The sequence below is a fragment of the Pseudarthrobacter sp. LMD1-1-1.1 genome, assembly GCF_040676255.1.
Lineage (GTDB): Bacteria > Actinomycetota > Actinomycetes > Actinomycetales > Micrococcaceae > Arthrobacter.
Genome location: NZ_JBEGHP010000012.1, coordinates 951087 through 969682, shown reverse-complemented (window position 1 = coordinate 969682; position 18596 = coordinate 951087). Strand labels below are relative to the sequence as shown.

16 protein-coding genes, 1 tRNA gene and 1 pseudogene are annotated in these 18596 nt (G+C 65.7%); 3 read left to right on the top strand and 15 right to left on the bottom strand.

The window, feature by feature from the left end; translation table 11 throughout:
• Positions 1–29: 29 nt before the first annotated feature.
• Positions 30–1514: an HNH endonuclease signature motif containing protein gene (locus MRBLMD1_RS10145; RefSeq protein ID WP_364399201.1), complete on the bottom strand. Its 1485-nt coding sequence runs from the start codon at positions 1512–1514 to the stop codon at positions 30–32.
• Positions 1515–1624: 110 nt separating this feature from the next.
• Between MRBLMD1_RS10145 and MRBLMD1_RS10140 the strand changes: the two genes are divergently transcribed.
• Positions 1625–1714, top strand: a tRNA-Ser gene (locus MRBLMD1_RS10140).
• A gap of 115 nt (positions 1715–1829) precedes the next feature.
• On the opposite strand, the gene MRBLMD1_RS10135 is transcribed toward MRBLMD1_RS10140, so the two are convergent.
• The 3 genes and pseudogenes from MRBLMD1_RS10135 to MRBLMD1_RS10125 form a co-directional block, all read right to left on the bottom strand.
• The gene (locus MRBLMD1_RS10135; RefSeq protein ID WP_159632987.1) at positions 1830–2864 is read right to left on the bottom strand and encodes a zinc-dependent alcohol dehydrogenase family protein; all 1035 of its coding nucleotides are present in this window, start codon (positions 2862–2864) and stop codon (positions 1830–1832) included.
• A gap of 176 nt (positions 2865–3040) precedes the next feature.
• The gene (locus MRBLMD1_RS10130) at positions 3041–3157 is read right to left on the bottom strand and encodes a GNAT family N-acetyltransferase (protein WP_364399344.1); all 117 of its coding nucleotides are present in this window, start codon (positions 3155–3157) and stop codon (positions 3041–3043) included.
• Between the two features lie 21 nt (positions 3158–3178).
• Positions 3179–3533, bottom strand: a pseudogene (locus tag MRBLMD1_RS10125) (GNAT family N-acetyltransferase); the annotation flags it as partial.
• A 233-nt stretch (positions 3534–3766) separates the two neighbouring features.
• On the opposite strand from MRBLMD1_RS10125, the gene MRBLMD1_RS10120 reads away from it, so the two are divergent.
• Positions 3767–4153: a hypothetical protein gene (locus MRBLMD1_RS10120; RefSeq protein ID WP_364399199.1), complete on the top strand. Its 387-nt coding sequence runs from the start codon at positions 3767–3769 to the stop codon at positions 4151–4153.
• A gap of 11 nt (positions 4154–4164) precedes the next feature.
• Here MRBLMD1_RS10120 and MRBLMD1_RS10115 read toward each other — a convergent pair whose 3' ends face one another.
• Complete coding sequence (locus MRBLMD1_RS10115; RefSeq protein WP_364399197.1) at positions 4165–4728, bottom strand: hypothetical protein; 564 nt, start codon at positions 4726–4728, stop codon at positions 4165–4167.
• Positions 4729–5152: 424 nt separating this feature from the next.
• Here MRBLMD1_RS10115 and MRBLMD1_RS10110 point away from each other — a divergent pair, with 424 nt between their 5' ends.
• Positions 5153–5773 carry a Rho termination factor N-terminal domain-containing protein gene (locus tag MRBLMD1_RS10110; protein ID WP_364399195.1) on the top strand — a complete coding sequence of 207 codons (621 nt, stop codon included), beginning with the start codon at positions 5153–5155 and terminating at the stop codon, positions 5771–5773.
• Positions 5774–5841: 68 nt separating this feature from the next.
• Here the strand turns inward: MRBLMD1_RS10110 and MRBLMD1_RS10105 are convergent, their stop codons facing one another.
• Genes MRBLMD1_RS10105 through MRBLMD1_RS10060 form a run of 10 tightly spaced genes read right to left on the bottom strand, consistent with a single transcriptional unit; the run spans position 5842 to position 18447 of the window.
• On the bottom strand, positions 5842–8121 hold the full coding sequence (locus MRBLMD1_RS10105) for a gluconokinase, GntK/IdnK-type (protein ID WP_364399193.1): 2280 nt from the start codon (positions 8119–8121) through the stop codon (positions 5842–5844).
• A gap of 29 nt (positions 8122–8150) precedes the next feature.
• Entirely contained in the window at positions 8151–9380 is a 1230-nt protein-coding gene (gene manD, locus MRBLMD1_RS10100; RefSeq protein WP_364399191.1) for a D-mannonate dehydratase ManD, read from the bottom strand.
• Between the two features lie 36 nt (positions 9381–9416).
• Complete coding sequence (locus tag MRBLMD1_RS10095; protein ID WP_364399189.1) at positions 9417–10829, bottom strand: mannitol dehydrogenase family protein; 1413 nt, start codon at positions 10827–10829, stop codon at positions 9417–9419.
• Entirely contained in the window at positions 10826–12229 is a 1404-nt protein-coding gene (gene uxaC / locus MRBLMD1_RS10090) for a glucuronate isomerase (protein ID WP_307487941.1), read from the bottom strand. The genes MRBLMD1_RS10095 and uxaC overlap by 4 nt, the downstream gene beginning before the upstream one ends.
• A gap of 2 nt (positions 12230–12231) precedes the next feature.
• Positions 12232–13137 carry a sugar phosphate isomerase/epimerase family protein gene (locus tag MRBLMD1_RS10085; protein WP_364399187.1) on the bottom strand — a complete coding sequence of 302 codons (906 nt, stop codon included), beginning with the start codon at positions 13135–13137 and terminating at the stop codon, positions 12232–12234.
• A gap of 3 nt (positions 13138–13140) precedes the next feature.
• Entirely contained in the window at positions 13141–14301 is a 1161-nt protein-coding gene (locus MRBLMD1_RS10080) for a Gfo/Idh/MocA family protein (protein ID WP_364399185.1), read from the bottom strand.
• Positions 14298–15146 carry a sugar phosphate isomerase/epimerase family protein gene (locus MRBLMD1_RS10075; RefSeq protein WP_364399183.1) on the bottom strand — a complete coding sequence of 283 codons (849 nt, stop codon included), beginning with the start codon at positions 15144–15146 and terminating at the stop codon, positions 14298–14300. Before MRBLMD1_RS10075 ends, MRBLMD1_RS10080 begins: the two co-directional genes overlap by 4 nt.
• A 2-nt stretch (positions 15147–15148) precedes the next feature.
• Positions 15149–16072: a carbohydrate ABC transporter permease gene (locus tag MRBLMD1_RS10070; protein WP_159633014.1), complete on the bottom strand. Its 924-nt coding sequence runs from the start codon at positions 16070–16072 to the stop codon at positions 15149–15151.
• Positions 16069–17079: a carbohydrate ABC transporter permease gene (locus MRBLMD1_RS10065; RefSeq protein ID WP_159633016.1), complete on the bottom strand. Its 1011-nt coding sequence runs from the start codon at positions 17077–17079 to the stop codon at positions 16069–16071. The genes MRBLMD1_RS10070 and MRBLMD1_RS10065 overlap by 4 nt, the downstream gene beginning before the upstream one ends.
• 6 nt (positions 17080–17085) lie before the next feature.
• The gene (locus MRBLMD1_RS10060) at positions 17086–18447 is read right to left on the bottom strand and encodes an ABC transporter substrate-binding protein (RefSeq protein WP_201302462.1); all 1362 of its coding nucleotides are present in this window, start codon (positions 18445–18447) and stop codon (positions 17086–17088) included.
• Between the last annotated feature and the right edge of the window lie 149 nt (positions 18448–18596).

The window sequence follows — 18596 nt, the reverse complement described above, 5'->3', positions numbered from 1 at the left end:
TCCGACGGCGCGTGGCAGGGTTCATTGCTTCACGAGACAAGGTGCTGGAGGAGCGCTTCTTCGAGGAGGCTGCGCTCTTTGGCAAGGCTCGGTTCTCCAGGCACCACCTCTTCGCCCGGCATGATGTGCCCACCTGGCAGGTACCTTTCACCTTGCAGGAATCGCGAGGGCCAGCGTGGTGGTTCCCAGTCCTCGTGTTCGCTTTGGTAGTGGCGGCCGGTGGGTGAGGTCCAGCCGGGTGGTTCGTTCTTTGTGGCGGGGGTGGGTTTCCAGGCGGTGGTGTGGCGGAGTTTGTGGTGTTTCGGGCAGGGCTGTCCCAGGTTGCTGATTCCGGTGGGGCCGCCGTTGGCCCAGGCGAGGATGTGGTCGGCGTCGTTGTCCAGGGAGTTGTTGCTGCAGCCCGGGAACGGGCATTTGCCGTCCCGCAGCCGCAGCCAGGCCCGCATGGCTTTGGTGACCCGGTAGCTTGTCCGGCCGATTTCCAGTGGTGCCCCGTCCCGAGGGTCCACCAGCACCCGGTAGAACGAGCCAGCACCGCCAGCGACGAGTGCCCTGGCCATTGACGGCGGGATGGGACCGTACCCGTCCAGCATCGCCGGTTCGTCGGTCTGGCCCAGCAGGGAGAACGCCGGGACCGTGACCAGCACCTGCGCCCGGATACCCGACGACGGCTGGTCGGTTCCGGCGCCGTTGCCGGTGCTGGTGCCGCTGGTGAGGATCGCCTCGGCGAAGGTGTCGGCCCGGAGTTGGGGCATGCTGCGGGGCTCGTCCGGTCCCTGCATGCCCCGGGCGGCCGCGGTGTGCCGGTTCCACCCGGCCAGGGCCTGGTCCGCGGGAAGGTACGCGGAGAGCCAGGCCATCCCGTCCTGGTCCGGGCGGAACTCCACCCGCCGGTCCGCGACCCCTTTGGCGTGGCGTTTTTCGATGGACCCGGCCTGGTGGCGTTCCCGCCAGGTACGGGCCTTGGCCTTGAACCGGTGCGCCGGCAACTGCCCCACCGGGCACCCCCGCGCCGGGTCCGGGGGGTCCGGGTCCAGGAAATGCGCTTCCAACGCCGCAGCCCCCGCACCATCCAGACACGCTGTCTCGTCCGCCATCACCACCGCGTGGCTCCAGGAGATCACCCCGGCCCGCAACGCCTCCAACGTTCGCGGCAACGTCGCCGTGACAGCGTGCGAGGTGACCAGGAACGACGACGCCGCCCGCGGCCCCAGGGCCAGCACACACCCGATCTCCGCCGCGACCGCCATCTCCTGCGCCCGCACCGGAACATCCGGCCCCGCAACAGCAGCGGCGCTCTCCACATACCCAACGGCAGCCCTGGCCTTCACCGCAGCGATCCCGGCCTCCACCTCACGGGACCCGGCCAGAATCTCCAGGCAACCATCCGCCAAACCAGCCAACGGGTCAGCCGCAGAAAAAGGCACCGCACCGGCCCCATCCACCTCAGCACTCAGCACAGCAAGGGCAGCACGGATCTCCCCGAACGCCCTCGCCACCGCCGCCTTCCCCATAAACCCATCATGACAAAGGGGTACGACAATCAAGACCGGCCGCCGCAGCACTGGCTGGTGGTACGCACGTTTTGGGGATGCAGGCCTTGCTCCGGTACCCTATTGAGGTTGGTGACGTGTCCGAGCGGCCGAAGGTGCAACACTCGAAATGTTGTTTGGTGTAAAAGCCAACGTGGGTTCAAATCCCACCGTCACCGCCAGATAGAAAGGCCCTGCTTCCCTTATACAAGGGAAGCAGGGCCTTTCTTCATCCCGGGGAAAAGGTCCCCCAGAAACGCCATGATGTGGACTACCGCTTGGTCGGCGGAGAGAGCCTCAGCGGGTCGGATCGATCATCGTCATGCCCGCAACGTTGGCGGTATCAAGCCGGGGAAGCATTTCGGCAGCCTCCTCCAGACCAATCACGCGTTCGATCAACTTCTGCGGTTCGAGCGCTCCCGACTCAATCAAGGCGAGCATTCCGGGGTAGTCCGCAGCGGCCATCCCGTGGCTTCCGAAGACGTCCAGTTCCCACGCGATCACGCGCGCCATGGGAACACGGGGGTGTCCTTCCACCGGCGGCAGGAGCCCGATCTGGACGTGGCGGCCCCGGCGGCGCAGGCTCAGGAGCGCGTCGGCGCACGTCTGCTCACTGCCGACGGCGTCGACCGAGACATGGCTACCTCCCGTGAGCGCGTGCACCTGCGCCGGAATGTCTGAACCGTCTGCAACCAGGACGTGGTCCGCGCCGAGCCGTGCAGCCACCTCAAGGGCGGCCGGGTTCCGGTCAACAGCAATCACTTTGCCGCCGAGGGCCTTGGCGATCATGACGGTGCTGAGCCCCACGCCGCCTGCCCCGATGACGGTAACCCATTCATCGGCTTTCAGGCTGGCCCGGCCAGTCAGCGCACGGTAGGCAGTGGCGAACCGGCATCCCAGGCTAGCGGCTGCCTCGAAGCTGACGCCCTCGGGAATTGCCACGAGATTGGTGTCCGCCGCGTGGATCACCACCTGCCCGGCAAACGAACCCCAGTGCGTGAAGCCAGGCTGTTGCTGCTCCGGGCAAACCTGTGCGTTGCCGCTGAGGCACCACTCGCACGCGCCACAGCCCTCGACGAAAGGTGCGGTAACCCGGTCGCCGGCCGTCCACTTCGTCACTCCCGGGCCAACACTGGCAACGACACCGGCGAATTCGTGGCCCGGGACATGCGGCAGCGCTATATCGTCATGTCCTGCCCAGGCATGCCAGTCGCTGCGGCAGAGCCCCGTCGCAACGACGCTGATGACGACGCCGCCCACCGGCACCTCGGGCTCTCCAACCTCCCGGACGGCCAGCGGCCCTGCTATCTGGTCCAAGACAATCGCGCGCACATGACCTCCACATATCGACGCTGTGCCGCCCGCATCCTTGAGCGGCTCCGGCCGACATCTTCCCACGCGGCGCCGATGCGCTGAAAACCTCCCCAAGATCACGCCCGGGCCGCGGCGTGACGCAGGGGGCCGTCGTCGGGCCTGTCCCAAACCGCGCGCCCCAAACGGCGCGGCGGTCAGAGAAGCCGCTGGTAGATGCGGTGATCCTGCCACTGGCCGGCGATCCGAAGGTAGGCGCGCGCGGTGCCGTAGGCCTCAAAGCCGTTCTTTTCGAGCACCCTCTGCGATGCCATATTGTGCACCAGGGTGGCTGCTTCGAGGCGGTGGAGGCCGAGCCTATCCTTCGCGATGTCGGTTGCCGCGGCCACTGCTGCCGTCATGAGCCCCCGGGCCCTGGACAGACTGGGCGATCCAGTAGCCCAGGTGGGCGTTCTGGAAGGCGCCCCGGACGATCGAGCTGAGCGTCAGGAGTCCCAGGATGCCGTCTCCACCAGCCAGCACTATGGAAAGCGCTGTGCTTGCGTCAAGGTCATCCCGCCTTCTCCTGATCAGCTCGCGCTGGCCTTCAACGGTATAGAACTCCTCTGCCCTGACCGGTTCCCACGGGGCAAGGTGGGAACGGTTGGCCTGGAGCGCCCCAGCCAGCGGTCCCGCGTCGGCAGCCTGCACGGGACGGAGAACGATGCCGTCAGCGAGTTCACAGGAGAAGTCCACTGGTTCAGGCTACACAGCCGGAAAAGCGCGCCGCAGGGGCCCACCATATGTCCCGGGCCAGCACTTTGCCCCCGGCCAGCAATGAGTCCCCGCTGCCGCTGCACCAATTGTCGTCACCTTCAGGCAGAATGGGCCTGAATTAGTCCAAGCTCTGGAATACAAGTCCTCAATGAGAATCCAGGACGGGAATGAACGAATTCTTTACTGCTTCTTTCGACAAGGGCGTGCTGCGGTTGCAGTGGAGCCCCGAAGTCCTCATCACCTATGACATTGCCGTACGGGCGGCGCGGGTCCTGGAAGGCCTCAGCGGCGGCCGGGTCCTGCCTCTTCTTGTTGACCTCGCGGGGGTTGCGGCATTGACGCCCGAGGCCAGGGCCGGGATGAACGCCTACCGCGGGTTCTCCGCCGTCGCCCTCATTGGCGATGGCCCGATGGGCAAGGTTGTGGCGGCGTTTTCCCAGCGGTCCCTGACTCCCACGGCATACTTCACCAACGGCCCCGATGCCCTGCACTGGCTTTCGGAGCAGGGCAACCGGGCCGGCACGCCAGGCGGGGCGCTCCGCACTGACCGCTGAGGGCGCGGCTGTCACAGCTGTGCCGACGGCGGCGGCTTCCTTTGCGCGTCCCTTCCGGCGCGTTTTTTGATGCCCAGCAGCATGGCACGATCCATGACGAGGTAGCCCGGCCGAAGGACGAAATCCATCAGTCGAAGACCCCATGGCCGTCCGGGGCCGGACCGGGTGCGGAGCAGCAGCCTGGTCCCCGCGTCACCGGCATCATGGAGGACGAATTGCCAGGTCCCGGTGACCGTCCCAGGCGGCGCACCAGGGCTCAAGTCCAGGACCAGATGGCGGCAGCTCTCCATGTCCACCACACGCGGCCCGCTGCGTCCGCCCGGATAACCTTCCGGCGTGAAGGCAATGATGTCTCCCACCTGCAGGTCCTGCCACTCGGGGTGGATGCGGTCTGCATTCGTGACGCCCAAATGGAGCAGCCCGTTCTCCAGCCAGGTGTAGGAATACAGGCCCGCACGGTCCACCCCCATCTGCAGAAGCCATGGCCAGACTTCCTCCGGCGGGGCGGGGATGGTGACCGCCATGGTCTGCACTTCAGCCGGAGCGGGAATCAGTCCGTCGCCGGGAAAGGGCATCGATCTTTCCGGCTCCGTCGCTCCCCACGCGCCCAAGGTGCGGGGCAGGAGACCATGCGTAATGAAACCGGCCGCGGCAGCAAAGCCGAAAACCGCCGGCAACCAAGGACGGAAACCAGCGGAGCGCGAACCAGCAAAGCGCAAACCACTACTTGCCCCGTTCCCCCGCTGTGATGGCTTTACGGTAGCCAGGAAACCCGGCATCAGGCTGGTCATGGCGTCTCTCCTCCGCGATCGGATGCAAGGAGCATATGGACAGGGTTCCCCGGGGACCCAGAGTCCAAAGCCCTCCCCGTACCGGCGCCCACACTCCACGGCTGATATGCGCCCAATGCTTGACGGTCCCGTCCGGCACACGCTAGAAAGTAAGTAGCCTTATCATTTCCCAATGCTGCACAACCGTTCCGCAAAAGGAGGACATGCCATGAGCGACAAGCCGGGGAACCAGACCCCCAACACGCCTGATGTGAGTGAAACCGAACTGCGCAACAAGAAGGTGGACGAACTCCGCCAGGATGCCAAGCAGGAGCACATCGCCGGCGCTTCGGGCATGCGCAAGGAAGAACTGGTGAAAGAGGTGGCCCAGGCCCGGCAGGAGGACGCGGATAACGGCCGGGGCCGCAACAGCCGCTCCGGGGCGGACGACGCGGAAGACCTGGGAGCCGGCCCCGACGGCGGCAGGGTCCGCCATGGCGACGACTCGTCCAAGTCGTTGAAGTACTCGCAGGAAATTACGTCCACCGAGGAGGAGCCAGAGCGCGAAGGACGCAGCCTCGCGACCACACACCATGAGGTCATCAGGCAGTGGGCGGAAGAACGCGGCGGCGTTCCGGCGACTGTTGACGGCACGGAACACGGGGACCACCTGGGCGTCCTGCGCATCGACTTCAGGGAGAAGGACGCGAACCTTCGCGAAGTCAGCTGGGAGGAGTGGTTCAAGACGTTTGACGACCGCGGGCTCAACTTCATCTACCAGGAACAGAGGTCCGATGGGAGACAGTCCAACTTCTTCCGGCTGGAGAACCCGGAGCGTGAAGACGCCTAGGGGGACCCGGGCCTGACGTATAAAGGAGGCGCCACCGCTGCTGCGGTGGCGCCTCCTTCGGTTGGTTCCTAACGCCGGGTGTCGAAGGACCCGCAGAACACGTTGTCGTTGAACGTGCCCTGGAACTCCGATTTGCCCTGGATCTTGTCCACGGCTGCCCGGATGGCTTCCCGGGTGCCCGCATGGGCGTGGATCGCCGTCTTGACCATGGGCACGTCGATCAGGTGGTTCGGCTGGTTCAGCGAGACGAACACCGTGGGCACTTCCGTGACGTACCACGGGATTTCCGCTGCCATCGGGGAAGACCACTTGATCCGGATGGCTGCCTCCTGCGCAAAGCCCTTGACGTTGGCGAAGACAAACGCAGCGTCGTACTTCTCCGCGTAGTCCCCCGTGGCTTCCTCGGAAATGATGGACATGAAGTTCACCCCGGTCTCCCCCGCTGCCTCGCGCTGCTCGGCGGTGCGGAACAGGTGCACGTCGAAACCGGCAGCTTCGAGTTCCTCCTTGACCACCTCCAGGTAGGCCAGCGGATCGGCACGGGTGAAGTCGGCGCCGCCGGAAATGCCGTACAAACGGATCCGGGGATACGTCTGCGGGGTTATGGGCAGGTTGCCGGCGGTGTCCTTGATGAGGGTCACCGTCTTGTCCGCGATCTCGGCGGCCACCGAACGGTGCTCAGCGGATCCAATGACCGCAAGCGCCTCGGCCGGCGGGACCAGTTGGTCAGCGGCTTTCAGGTGCAGCCCCAACGACGCTTTCAGCCCAAGGATCCGCCGCAGCGCATCGTGGAGCCGCTGCTCGGTGATGATCCCGGACTTGTAACCGTCCAGCATGTACTGGAAGTCCTCGGCCGGGTTGCGGAAGAACAGGAACATGTCACAGCCGGCAGCGATGGTGGCCGGCACCAGGTCCCTGCGCTTCCGCGCCTGCGTGAGGCCCACCATCTGTGACGCATCGGTGAGCACCAATCCGTTGAAGCCGAGTTCGCCGCGCAGCAGGTCCTGCAGCAGTTCCGGGGACAACGTGGCGGGAAGGATCTCAGCGTCGGAGAGGCCTGGCCGGAAGTGCCGGGAAACCTCCGGCGCCCCGATGTGGCCCACCATGATGGACTGCACGCCGTGCGCGATCATCTCCCGGTACACGTGGCCGTACGTCCGGTTCCACTCCTCATAAGGGAGGGTGTTGTAGGACGTCACCACGTGCTGGTCGCGCTCGTCAATCCCGTCGCCCGGAAAGTGCTTCATGGCGCAGGCCGTGGGCGATTCACTGATGCCGTCGAAGTATTCCTTGGCACGCTCCACCACGATTTCCGGAGTGTTCCCGAAGGAGCGCGTGGAGATGACGGTGTTCCGCCAGTTGTAGTGGATGTCCACGATCGGCGCGAACGCCCAGTTACACCCCAGTGCCGCGGTTTCCACTCCGGCCACCCGCCCCATCTGCCGGGCGATGGCCTTGTCCGGGTGCGAACCTGCCTGCAGGTGCGTGGACACGAACGTACCGTCGTCGCAGCTGCCGGCTCCGCCCATCTCCGGGTTGGATGCAATCAGCAGGGGAATCCGGGTTTTGGACTGTGCGTAGCGGATGTGTTCCTGCACGGCGGCTGAGGGACCCGGGCGGTACCGCATGCCGCCCACATGGTAGTTTTCCAGCACGCCGTCGAGGTACCCAGGTGAGTAGTCGTTGTTGTGGTTGATGAACAGCTGCCCGATTTTTTCCTCGAGCGTCATGGCACCCAGGGTGCCTTCCACCCAGGCGATGGCGTCGCCGTCGAGATTGAACGGGGCAGCTGCCAGGTCGACGTCGAACCGGCGCGGCGCGGTGCCATGGGCACCGTTTGCAGGACGTACGACGGCGGCAATCCCCTTGAGTGCCTGGGCCACCACGTCCGGGACGGGCAGGGCGATGTCCACCACCACGCCGCCCTCGTCCTCCTGCAGCGGTTCCAGGGTGGCGAGCTGGGAGTCCAGCAGCGTGGTGGGCATGAAGTGGCCCGACCTGCCTTCAACGCGCTGCGCGAGGACCTCCTTGCTGCCGTTCAGGTGCAGGAACACGGTGTCCGGAGCCTGCTCCCGGATGGCATCGCGGTAGCTGCGGCGCAACGCGGAGCAGGCCAGGACCAGTCCTCCGTCGCCTGCCTTGGCCAACTCCGCGCCTACGGTTGCGAGCCAAGGCCAGCGGTCCTCGTCCGTCAGCGGGGTGCCGGCTGCCATCTTGGCCACGTTCTCCACGGGGTGGAGGGAATCGCCGTCGAGAAATGGGACACCCAGTTCGCGGGCCACGAGGTCACCGATGGTGGTCTTGCCGCAGCCGGAAACACCCATGACGATGATGCGGTGCTTTGTCATTCTTGGTGCCTCACCAGTCGTGGCCGCGCTCACCAGTCGTGCACCGTGCCGTCGACCAGGCGGTTGTAGGGCAGGTAGGCCTGCTGGTACGGGTAGGCTGCGGCGGCTTCCTCGTTGAATTCGACGCCGATGCCGGGCTTGTCGCCCGGGTGCAGGTACCCGTCCACGAACGTCATGGACTGCTCGAAGACCTCGTTGGTCTTATCCGAGTGCTGCATGTACTCCTGGATCCCGTAGTTATGGATCGCCAACCCCACGTGCAGCTGCGCCGCGAACCCCACCGGGGAAATATCCGTCGGCCCGTGGAAGCCGGACTTGATCTGGTACTGCGCAGCGAAATCCATCATCTTCTTCAACGGGCTGATCCCGCCGAAGTGCGTGGACGCGGCCCGGACGTAGTCGATCAACTGTTCCTTGATCAGCGTCTGGTAATCCCACACGGTATTGAAGATCTCCCCGATCGCCAACGGCGTGGTGGTGTGCTGCCGCACCAGGCGCAGGCCTTCCTGGTTCTCCGCCGGCGTGCAGTCCTCCAGCCAGAACAAGTCATACGGCTCCAGCGCCTTGCCCAGCTTCGCCGCCTGGATCGGCGTCATCCGGTGATGCCCGTCATGCAGCAGCGGGATCTCCGGACCAAACTCGTTCCGCACCGCTTCGAACACGGTGGGCAGGTGCCGCAGGTAAGCGCGGGTGTCCCAGTCCTCCTCCACCGGGAACGCACCCCGCCCGGCCGGCTCATAGTCATACCGCTCCCCCGAGGCCTGCGCCTGCGCCGCAACACCATACACAGCCTTGATGCCCGGCACGGCGGTCTGGATCCGGATCGACTTGTACCCCAGCTCCAAATGCTCCCGGACCGAGTCGAACAGCGACTCGATATCGGACCCCGACGCGTGCCCGTACGCCCGGAGCCCGGTCCGGGACGCCCCACCGAGGAGCTGGTAGACCGGCATCCCGGCGAGCTTGCCCTTGATATCCCACAACGCCATATCCACCGCGGCGATCGCCGCCATCGTCACCGGGCCCCGCCGCCAGTACGAGGACCGGTACAGGAACTGCCACGTATCCTCGATCCGGTGCGGGTCCTTCCCGATCAGCAACTGCGCCACGTGCTCCTTTAAATACGCGGCAACAGCCAACTCCCGGCCGTTCAGCGTGGCATCACCAATACCGGTCACACCATCCTCAGTCGTGATCCGAAGGGTCACAAAATTCCGGGACGGACTGGTAACAAACACATCGGCGGCAACGATTTTCATGGGACTAACTGTTCCTTCCGGAAGTAAAAGCTGGATTCAGGTACGTGCAGGGGTCTCGGCCGGGGTCGTTGCGAAGGATCCGCACAGCCGGGCAACAAGGGCGACGACGTCGGGGTCGTCCGCGAGGGCAGCGCTGACCAGGCGAAGCAACCCCTGCACCCGTTCGGTTCCCTCAAGCGCCACAGCTGCCTGGATTTCGGCGGCGAGCGGATCCTGGAAGTCGCTTCCCGCGGTGACGTAGTCAATCCAGGCGGCAAGCATCAACGCGCTGCCTGCGCCACTGCGGCCATCGGCCCGTTCCGCCGTCATCACGGGCACCGCGCGCATGCGCAGCTTGGTGGTGGCATCGGCCGCGATCTGGGCGAGCCGGTGGGCGATGCGTGCGTTTCCGAAGCGCTCCAACAGGGCATGGCGGTATGTCGGGATGTCCAGCCCTTCCCCCTGCAGGTGGCGCGCTGCCTCGTCCCAGAAGTCTTCCACGGCCTTCCGGCAGAGGGGATCCGCCAGGGCGTCGGCCACGGTGGCGTGCCCGCGGAGCTGTCCCGCGTAGGCCAGGATGGAGTGCGAGCCGTTGAGGAGCCACAGCTTCCGGTTCTCGTAGGGTTCGATGTCACTGACCACGACGGCGCCGGCCTCCTCCCAGCGCGGACGCCCGGCCGGGAAGTCCCCGCTGAGCACCCAGTTCCGGAATGGTTCAGCCACCACCGGCGAATTGTCGCTGTAACCGCATTGCTCTGCCACCTCTGCGATGTCCGCTTCGGTGGTCCGCGGCGTAATCCTGTCCACGGAAGTGCTGACAAAGCTGACGTTCGCTTCGATCCACCCAGCCAACCCGGAACCCCACCCGGATGCCAGTCCCAGGACTGCGCGGCGGGCAACGTCACCGTTGGCGGACAGGTTGTCGCAGCTGACGACGGCGAGTGGGCCGGCGCCGCTGTCCCGGCGCCTGGCGAGGGCCAGCACCAGGCGCCCAAGCGGCGTGCCGGGCACTCCTGCCTCCCCGGACGCTGCTGCCGACAGCGCCCGGAGGTCTTCCGCCGCACCTGGAGCGCCGGCGTCGAACGTTCCATCCGCGGCCAGCCCGTAGGCAGCCTCGGTGATCGTCAGCGTGACGATTGCCGTTTCGTTGGCCGCGACCAGTTCGCAGAGCCGTGCAATGTTGGCCCCGTCCACCGCCTCCACGATGCTGCCGATGACTTCGAAGCTGTCGCCGCCGGCCGACCGCTCCACCATCGTGTAAAGGCAGTCCTGGCGGGACAACGCTGCCGCGGCGTCGGGGCGGCGGCCCGTGAACGCCGCGATCCCCCACTCCGCCGCGTCCGGGGCGTGCTGGGTGTACCAGGCCTGGTGGGAGCGGTGGAACGCCCCCAGCCCAAGGTGCACGATGCGCACCGGGGGTCTGGGCAGCGGCTTCAGGCTGCGGTTGAGTGCAGGCGGCGCGGCATTCACAGCTTGAACACCCGCCGGGGAGACGCGTCCACGATGTCCACGATCAGTTCATGTGCCCGTTCCTCGCTGACCCGGTGCTCAGCAACCAGCCTGGCCAGGAAGGACGCCTCGATCCGCCGGGCGGTGTCATGCCGGGCCGGGATGGAGCAGAACGCACGGGTGTCATCAATGAAGCCCGAGGACCGCGAGAAGCCGGCCGTCTCCGTCACCGCCGACCGGAAGCGCAGCATCGCATCCGGGGCATCGAGGAACCACCACGGCGCGCCCAGGTATACCGATGGGTAGAAGCCCGCCAACGGGGCCAGCTCCCGGGAGAAGACCGTCTCATCAAGGGTGAACAGCACCAGGTGGAAGTCCTTGGCCGTGCCGAAGTCCTGCAGCAGCGGGCGCACCGCCTCCGTGTAATTGACCGCCACCGGAATGTCATGGCCGGTGTCCGCGCCAAAGGCCTCGAACGTGGGCGCGTGATGGTTGCGGAACGAGCCCGGGTGGATGGTCATCACCAGGCCGTCCTCCACCGACATCCGGGCCATCTGGTAGATCATGTGCGCTTCGAAGGCGTCCCGGTCCGCAGGACTGGCCTGGCCGGCCCGGCCCCGCTCGAAAAGCCGCTCCGCCTCGCCGTCGTCCAATTTCAGCGTGGCGGGCGTGAAGACGCCGTGGTCGGCGGACACCGCGCCGCGCTCAACGAAGTGGCGCCGGCGCGCTTCGAGGGCCTTGATGTAGCCGGCGTAGCCGGAAGCGCCCTCCGCTGCGGCGTCGATGAGGCGGTCCACGTTGTCCCGCCACACCGGATGCGCCATGTTCAGGTACTGGTCCGGCCGGAAGGTGGGCAGCACCCTTGCGGCAAATGAGGGGTCGGCGTGCAGGGCCGCGTGGCTGTCCAGCGAGTCCAGTGGGTCATCGGTGGTGGCGAGCACCTCGATGTTGAATTCCTTGAACAGTTCCCGCGGCCGGAAGCCCGGCTCCGACAGTTTGGCCTGCAGCGCGTCGTACAGCCGGTCCGCATTGTCCGCGGACGGTTCCTCCGGCAGCCCGAACACGTGGGCAAATTCCTGCCGGATCCAATACCCGGACGCGGTCCCCTCGAAGTCCGGCCACGCCTCGCAGAAGTGGCGCCAGACTTGCCGTGAATCGGCAGGCTGGCTGCCCAGGCCCAGCTGGTCCATGGGCACCCCGCCCGCGTGGATCAGGCGGGTGACGTAGTGGTCCGGCGTGACCAGCAGCGCCGCCGGGTCAGGGAAGGGCGTGTTCTGTTCGATGATTGCCGCGTCCACGTGTCCGTGCGGGGAAATGATCGGCAGTCCTTCCACCTTCTTGAAGAGGGACCGTGCGATGTCCCGGACGCCGGGATCGGCAGGCAGCAGCCGGTCCGGGTGGTCCGCTATGGGCTGGCCCATGCTCAACGCCTTCCTGCCGGGACGGAGAGCCCCGCCAGGGCTGCGGTGGAACGAAGGTAGTCCAGGTTGTCAGCCGTCCGCTCGGCCAACGGAAGGTCGGTGGAGAAGTCCTCCACGGTCACCCACCCGTCATAGCCAAAGGCCGCGAGTGCCTTGAAGTACTGCAGCACGCTGCCCTGGCCCGAGCGGAGTGGAGCCCACTCGTTCCGGAAGACGGCCGCGCCGGACTCATCGGTTTCGCCGCTGTTGACCCAGACCGCGCTCTTCACGTGGACATGGGCCAGGTAGTCGCCCAGGAGCTCGAACGCCGGCAGGTAGTCCTCCTGCCCTTCGATGAGCAGGTTGCCGAGGTCGTGGATGACACCCACGTGCCGCGGATCCAGTCCGTCCAGCAGCCGCAGCGCTGACGACGCGGAAGCGGTGATGGTCCGGTGGTGCAGCTCAACGAGTGCCTTCACGCCATGGTGTTCAGCCCGTTCGGCGATCCATTCAAAATCACGGCGGGCTCCGGCGAAGAGCTCCGGGTAGGGCGTACCACTGGCCGGTTCGTTTCCCCAGGCCGCAGTTCCCAATGGAAGCGTTGTTACCCGGACCTGGCCGGCGCCCAGCCTGGCTGTGGCGGCCAGCATCCGGTCCACGTCGGCGTGGTTGTCGCACCGTGCGTACCCGCCGATTCCGGAGAACTGCAGTCCCGCGCTGCCGGTGATGGCCGCGATCCGGTCCAGGTGGTCCTCCATTCCCGTGAGCGGGACCGTGGCCCTGTTGCCGGCCCAGAAGCCTGGTTCCGCCGCATCGGCCTGGTCGGTGATGCGCCATTCGACGCCGTCCCAGCCCTGGTCCGCGAGGTGCTGGACAGCCTCTTCGGGCTCCCATTCCGGGGTTGATGCGGTAAATACTGAAAACTTCATGGCTCAGGCGCTTTCTGCCGCGGTGCCGGTGCGGACTTCGAGGTCGTTGTACTTGCCCGCCAGCACATCGTCGAAGAGGACGGGCTGGCCCAGGGTGGCCGATACGTACACGGCCCGCACCGCTGCGAGCGCGTTGACGGCGTCGCTGACCGTGACGCCGGGCTGCCTTCCGCCGGCAATGGCGGCCAGGATGTCCCGGTACTGCCGGACGTGTCCGGCGGGGTAGGTGGTGGGATCCGCGGCCTTGTAGTCCTCCTCCGGGTACTTGGCCAGTTCCTCCTCGGCCTGGTTGCCCCCGCCCTGGAGGCCCATGTCCGCGGATTCGCCGCCGGCGTCCTTGCTGTGGAAGTACTGCAGGCGGTCGTTATCCACTACGGCTGATCCTTCGGATCCCATCAGCTGCACGCGGACGGTCAGGCCGGGGTAGGCGGCAGTGGTGGCGTGCAGCACGGCCAGGCCCCCGTTTTCGAAGGTGATGGTCGCTACCGCAGTGTCCTCCACCTCGATCCGTTCGTGGGCCAGCCTGGCGGTGTGGGCGTGGATCTCCACGGGGCGTCCCATGAACCACAGCAGCAGGTCCACGGTGTGGACGCCCTGGTTCATGAGGGCACCGCCGCCGTCCATGGACCAGGTGCCCCGCCAGTCACCGGAGTCGTAATAGCCTTGGCTGCGCCACCACGCGACGGATGCGATGGCAGAGGTCAGCCGGCCGAAGCGGCCCTTTGCCACGGCATCCGCAACGGCAACACTGGACTGGTCGAACCGGTGCTGGCTGATAACGGAGGCCACGACCCCGTTGCCCGCGGCTTCCTTCGCCGCGGCTTCGATTTCCTGGGCCCGTGTGAGGTCCACGTCCAGTGGTTTTTCAATGACCACGTGCTTGCCGGCGGCCAGGACTTCCAGGCCCTGCTGGATGTGCAGGCCGCTGGGCGTTGCCAGGGCAACCAGGTCGATGTCCTCCGCCGCGAAGGCGTCCGCCAGGGTGGTGAACTGCTGCGGCCGCTGCCCGCCCTGCTGCTCGATAAAGTCGGCGAGCGCTTCGGATGCCGCCGGAATGGCGTCGACGAGGGCAACAATCCGGGCTTCCGGGAAGGACTGGAGGGCTACGGCGTGGGTGCGTCCAATGACGCCGCATCCGGTGATGGCTACGTTCAAGGTGCTCATGCGGTCTGGACTCCTGCTTCTGCGGTGACTTTTGCGAAGGCGCGTGCTGCGATGCCGAAGGCGGTGGGCCCGGAGAAGCCGCCCAGGCCGTGCGCACCTGCCAGGTGGGGTTCCAGGGAGGCGAAGCCTTCGTAGCCGTCGGCCTTGAGTGCTTCGACGGTGCGGAGCACGTCGCCGTCCCCTTCCCCGGCCGGAACAACATGGCCGTTGGCGAAGAGGGCGTCCTTGACCTGCAGGTACTCAAGGTGCGGGCGCAGCTTGGCGTAGCCCTCATCGAAGGGTTTGACGCCCACCTGGACAAAGTTCGCGGCGTCCCAGGCGACCTTCAGGGCCGGCGAGTCCACGGTCTCGATGATGTCCAGGACCCGGTCCGGAACATCCCCGAAAATGTCTTTTTCGTTCTCGTGCAGGAGGATCACACCGCCTTCCTCGGCAACGTCGGCGAGTGCCCGCATGCGTTCCATGACGGCGTCGCGGATGCTGTCCACCGGCACGGACCCGCCGTAGTAGAAGGAAAAGATGCGGATGTACCTGGCGTCCAGGACCTTGGCAGCGTTGACAGCCCGGCGGAGCCGCTCCACCTCGTGCTCCACGGGCAGGCTGACATCCACCTTTCCGATGGGGGAAGCGATGGCTGAAACCTTCATGTCCTTTTCGGCGAGCAGTGCGGCTAGTGCCTGCAGCTGCTCATCGCTGAGGTCCACGATGTTGGTGCCCCACGCGCTGCGGACTTCGATGTGGTTGGCGCCCAGCGCCTGCAGCACTGCGATCTGGACCGCGGGGTCGTCGTCGATCTCGTCGCCAAAGCCTGACAGCTGCCAGGTGACCTGGTTGGTCGAAACCATGGTTATTTAACTCCTCCGGCGGTCAGCCCGCCTACTAGGTAACGCTGGAAAATCAGGTAGAGAATGACCACCGGTGCGGCGCACACCAGGGCCGCCGCCATCATCTGGCCGTAGTAGGGAATGGCGCCGCCTTCCTGGGAGGCACCAAAGATCTGGAGTGCGACGGCGGCGGTCTGGCTTTCGGGGCGCGTCATCACCGAGGCGAAAAGGACGTCATTCCAGCCGAGCAGGAAGGCGAAGATGCCGGAGACGACGATGCCGGGCCAGCTCAGCGGGAGGATGATCCGGAAGAGGACCCCCAGGTTGGAGGCGCCATCGATCCGGGCTGCCTCTTCCAGTTCCTTGGGAAGCCCGCGGAGGTAGGTGACCATCACCCAGGTGGAGAACGGCATGGCGAACGTCAGGTAGGTGACGAACAGTCCCCACTGGGTACCAATCACCTGGATCCCGAGGTAGGTGGAAGCCGAGGAAAACAGGACGAAGACCGGCAGCACCATGAGGGTTCCGGGCACCGACTGGAGGGCCAGCAGGCCCCGCAGGATGGTCAGCCGGCCCCGGAAGGTGTAGCGGACCAGGACGAAGGCGGTGGATACGGACAAGGCAGCGGACACCACGGCGGTTGCGCCGGCCACCAGGACGCTGTTGGCGAGGCCGGTGGCCAGGCCCACGCTGGTCCAGATTTTGGAGTAGTTCTCAAACGTGACCGAGGACGGCCAGAACTCGCCGTTGGCCACCCCGATGTCAGAGTTCACGGAGGCCAGGAAGATGTACAGCACCGGAATCAGGACCAGGGCACCCAGGAAGACCAGGACGAAGATCAGCAAAGGGGTGGGAAGAAGGCGCAGGACCTCGTGCTGCCGGTGTGAGCCGGGACGGTCGACGTGGTCGGTGGCCGGCCTCTGCCGTGTGGCTGTGGTGGCGCTCATTTCTTGCCTCCTGGTGTTTCGGCGTCGTCAAGCTTGACGGCACGCAGGTAGACGAACAGCGGGATGGCGATGAGCACCAGGGAGATGAAGGCCATCGCGGCGCTCAGGCCAAACCGGAAGCTCTGGAAGCTCGTGACGTACGTCAGGATGGGGAGGACTTCGACGTCGGCGGGGGCCGGGACGCCGAAGAGCACGAACGGGAGGGTGAAGTTGTTGATGTGGTGCAGCATCCCGATCAGGAAGGCCAGCGACAGCGGGCCCTTGAGGTAGGGGAAAACCACGTACCGCAACTTGTTCCACCACAGTGCACCGTCCAGGGCCGAGGCCTCATGCACCTCATGGTCAACGGACTGCAGGCCGGACAGCGCCAGCAGGTAGATGAACGGCCAGGACGCCCAGATCTGGACCAGGACCAGCGTCCAGAAGGTCTGCGGCCCGTTGAGCCACAGCCCCACGTGGATCCCCACGGTGGCAAGGGCTTCATCAACGATTCCGCCGGGCTGGAGCATGGTCCGCCATACCGTTGCCACCACGAAGGACGGGAGGACATACGGGATAAGGAAGATGGAACGGATCACCGCCCGCCCCTTGAACGCGTTCTGCGTTGCCACTGCGGCGGCGATACCCAGGGGCAGTGTCACCACCATGGCCAGCAGCGAGTAGCTGACGCTGAGCCAGACGGCGTGGATCAGCGGCGAATCCGTGACCGCTTCAACGAAGTTCTCGGCTCCGATGAGCGGTGCGCTGATCCATTTCCGCAGGGTGTACTGGTCCAGGTTGAGCACGGACATGTAGATGCCCAGCAGCAGCGGGACCACGATGATGATGATCATCAGGGCTCCGCCCGGGATCAGCATCCAGAGCGGGCGGTTCCGTTCACTCAGGCCCTTGCGGCGCGGACCGCCCTTGTGCCCGGGCTGCTGCCCGGCGTCGTCGGTGTTCCGGGGCGCCCGGCCTGCGGCGGTATCCGCCGCAAGCCGGACTTCATGGGAGGCGTCGGTTGACATCAGAACCTATCCTTTGGAGGCCCGGTCCAGGGAAGCCTGGCCCTTGTTCTGGGCGTCCTTGATCCTTTGGTCCAGGGCTGATTCGTCCACCTTGCCTGCGGCAAGATCGGGGACGGACTGGACAGTGACGTTGAGGAGTCCCAGCTGGATGTCGCCCCAGGCACCGGTGAACGGCGTGGCCTTGGACTTGGCGGCGGCGTCGGCCAGCGGCTTGAGCTTGGGGTCTGTCAGGCTGGCCAGGGCCTCGGCGTTGGCAGGCAGGTCGCCGAAGGTCTTCTGGTAGTTCAGCTGCTCGTCCTTGGAGGTGATCAGCTTGATGTAGGCGAAGGCCAAATCCTTCTGCTTCGAGTAGTCAGCCACCACCAGGTTGTCGCCCGAGAGGATGCTGGCCGCGTCGCCGTCGGACTTGGACTGCGTTTCACCGGGCGCAACGGTGGGCATCAGCGTGTACTCGTACTTCCCGGCAACCGCCGACTTGTCGAGCGTGGGGATGGAGCTGGAGGTTGTCATCATCAGGTAGCCGGCCTTGCCGCTGGCAAAGGCAGCCACGGCGTTGCTGTTGCTCCAGCCGACCGATGCAGGGTCGACAACCTTGTCCTGGGTGAGCCAACCGAAGTAGGTCTCGTAGGCCTTCTTGACGGTGGGGTCGTCCATCTTCAGCTTGTTGCCGTCAACCAGCGGGTTGCCGGCCTGGACGGACATGGCCCAGATGAACTTCCAGGGATCGTAGTTGTCCTTGTAGCCAGTGGCGATGCCGTAGGTGTCCCCCTTGGTCATCTTCTTGGCCTGGGCTGCGAGCTCGTCCCACGTGGTGGCGGGCTTGTCGATGCCGGCTGCGGCCAGCAGGTCTTTGTTGTAGGCCATCACGAACGGACGGCTCACAAAGGGGATGCCGGCCTGATGGTCCTTGTCCGGCCCGGAAATCCCGAGTGCGGCCTGGTTGAAGCGGTCCTTGCCACCCACTGCTTTCCAGTCGTCATCGGAAAGGGTCACGAACGCCTTGGTGGCGTAGGCCGTGGGGGTGAACGTTGTGCCAAGGCCATAAATGTCAGGTCCCTGGCCTGATACCACCGAGGTCTGGATGCGGGTGAGCTCGTCGTTGGCCGAGGCGAAGGTTTCGAATTTCACGTCCGCCCCGGTCTCGGCCTTGAACTTGGCGGCGATATCGCTCTGCCACTGCTTCTGCTGTTCGGGGTACTGGCTCAGGACGCCGACCAGGACGTTCAGGGTCTTGCCCGTACCATCCACTTTCCCGTTTGCGTTGGTTGATCCTCCGCTGCTGCCGGAGCCTCCGGATCCACAACCGGTCAGGGCGAGTGCTGCAGCCGTGACAATTGCCGCGAGCCCAGTAGTCGATTTAAACCTCATTGTTTTTCTCCTCTAGGACACCCGCATGGCCACATCCGTCCTGTGGCGGAGATCACTGCAGGCGACTCGAGAGTCAGTCTAGGAAGATGGCAACGCGCATGGCAAGCGGTTGCCAAAAGTTGCCATAAATGCTCAGATTGAGTTCAACA